At 69.9% G+C, this 1,947-nt stretch carries 2 protein-coding genes; one reads left to right on the top strand and one right to left on the bottom strand.

Annotated elements, in window-relative coordinates; genetic code table 11:
* Nucleotides 1-278: 278 nt before the first annotated feature.
* Complete coding sequence (locus tag RISW2_RS22730; RefSeq protein ID WP_043775651.1) at nucleotides 279-1,319, top strand: Ldh family oxidoreductase; 1,041 nt, start codon at nucleotides 279-281, stop codon at nucleotides 1,317-1,319.
* A 281-nt stretch (nucleotides 1,320-1,600) separates the two neighbouring features.
* Here RISW2_RS22730 and RISW2_RS22725 read toward each other — a convergent pair.
* Nucleotides 1,601-1,947 (bottom strand): dihydroxyacetone kinase subunit DhaK (locus RISW2_RS22725; protein WP_162164362.1); only part of this gene is annotated, 347 nt, incomplete at its 5' end.

The raw sequence follows: 1,947 nt of genomic DNA, 5'->3' as shown, positions 1-1,947 counted from the left end.
ACAGCAGACCACGCTATCCCCCTGTATTGAGAAGGCGCACGTGAAAGAAAGCGGATTGTCGCGCGGTCTGCACCGGGCCGACTGTGCATGTGAGCGGCGGGATGTTCATGCCCTAAGCCAAACCGCGTGTTGCAAGGTCACCGCAGCCGAACCGGCGCGTGTTTGACCTTTCGGGGCATCGCCCAGAAGGTCCCGAAAACGGAGGTGACGATGCTCGCTGCAATCAGGACGACGGCGGCGTGCCGGGACGGCGCGACCCCCGCAACCGGAGTGACGGGATGAACCGGGTGGACGCCGGCGCATTGCGGAACTTCGTGACCGAATGCTATCTCGCGCTCGGCCTGCCGGAGGCCTCGGCGGCCTGCGTGGCGGACACCCTGGTGCAGGCCGACCTGTGGGGGCATTCGTCCCACGGCGTCATGCGTGTCTTCTGGTACGGAAAGCGGCTGGAGAGCGGCGCTATGGATGGCCGCGCGCTGCCGGAACCCGAACACGCACCGCAGGCGCTGAGCGTGCTCGACGGGCGTGACGGCGTAGGTCAGGTCATGGCGCAGGCGGCGATGGCCCGGGCGATCAGGGCCGCCAAGGCGCACGGCATCGGGGCGGTCGCGGTGCGCAATTCCGGGCATTTCGGCACGGCGATGTATTTCACCCGCATGGCGGCCGAAGCCGGCTGCATCGGCTTCATCTCGACGAATGCCAGCCCCGCCATGGCCCCCTGGGGCGGGCGGGAAAAACGGATCGGCAACAACCCGGCGTCGTGGGCGGCGCCCGCCGGGCGGCACGCGCCGATGATGGTCGACATGGCGCATACCGCGGTGGCGCGCGGCAAGCTCTACGTGGCCCGCTCCCGGGGGGAGGCAATCCCCGAGGGCTGGGCCATCGACGCCGAGGGTCGCGCGACCACAGATCCCGAGGCGGGGATCGCGGGGACAATCCTGCCGATGGCCGGGCACAAGGGCTACGCGCTCACCTTTGCGATGGACGTGCTGTCGGGCGTGCTCTCCGGCAGTGCCTTCGCGCCCTCGGTCGTCGGTCCCTACGTTCCCGAAGGCCGCAGCGGCGCGGGTCATTTCGTGATGGCCGTGGATATCGAAGCCTGCCGTCCGCGCGCCGCGTTCGACGCCGACATGGAGGCGCTGATCGCCGCGATGAAGGGCGCGCCGTGCGCGCCCGGCGTGGACGAGATCTTCTATCCCGGCGAACTCGAGGCGCGACACGCCGAACGCGCCCTTCGCGAGGGGATCGCGCTGCCCGAAGACGTGTTGCGGGATCTGTCCGAGGGGGCCGCTCGGCTCGGTGTGAAAACACCGTTCTGACCGCGCCGTGAGCCAGAAGGGGGACCTGCCGCCGAATGCGCGGCGGGTTTCGACCGCCGCCGCTTTCAGATGCGTCACCTGCGTCGTCGAGGCGCAGTCGCGGGCCGGAGATCGACAAGGCCCAGGGCAGAGCGTCTTTGCGCTCAAAGGCCGGCGCGGTTCATCCATGATGCCGCCGACGAGATCGATCCGCGTGTCGGTCGTCGCCGGACCCGCGCTGCTGCCGCGCCCGGCATCCCCAGCCTTGACCGGATGGTCGGGAAACGCCCGGCGCGCGGACGTCACCGCTGCGCCGCGCCCTTCTGCCACGCGAACCCGTCGCAGGGGTCGTCGTAGAGGTCCTCGAGTTCCCGGTCGAGGTGGAGCAGGCTGATGGAGGCACCGGTCATGTTGAGGGACGTGCAATAGTGGCCGACCAGCGTGTCGTGCAGCGTGACGCCTCGCGCGGCGAGACGCGCGGTGGCGCGGCGGGCGAGGATGAAAAGCTCCAGCATCGGCGTCGCGCCGAGCGAGTTCACGAGGAGCGCCACGCGCTCGCCCCCCGAGAGCGCGGCGTCGTCGATCAGCCGGTCCATGATCCGGTCGGTGGCGTCGTCGGCGCGCATCATGGCCTCGCGCGTGATGCCGG

It is taken from the genome of Roseivivax isoporae LMG 25204 (assembly GCF_000521865.1).
Taxonomy (GTDB): Bacteria; Pseudomonadota; Alphaproteobacteria; order Rhodobacterales; family Rhodobacteraceae; genus Roseivivax; species Roseivivax isoporae.
Note: the sequence above shows the minus strand (reverse complement) of the source record. Positions and strands in the feature narration are given on the sequence as shown.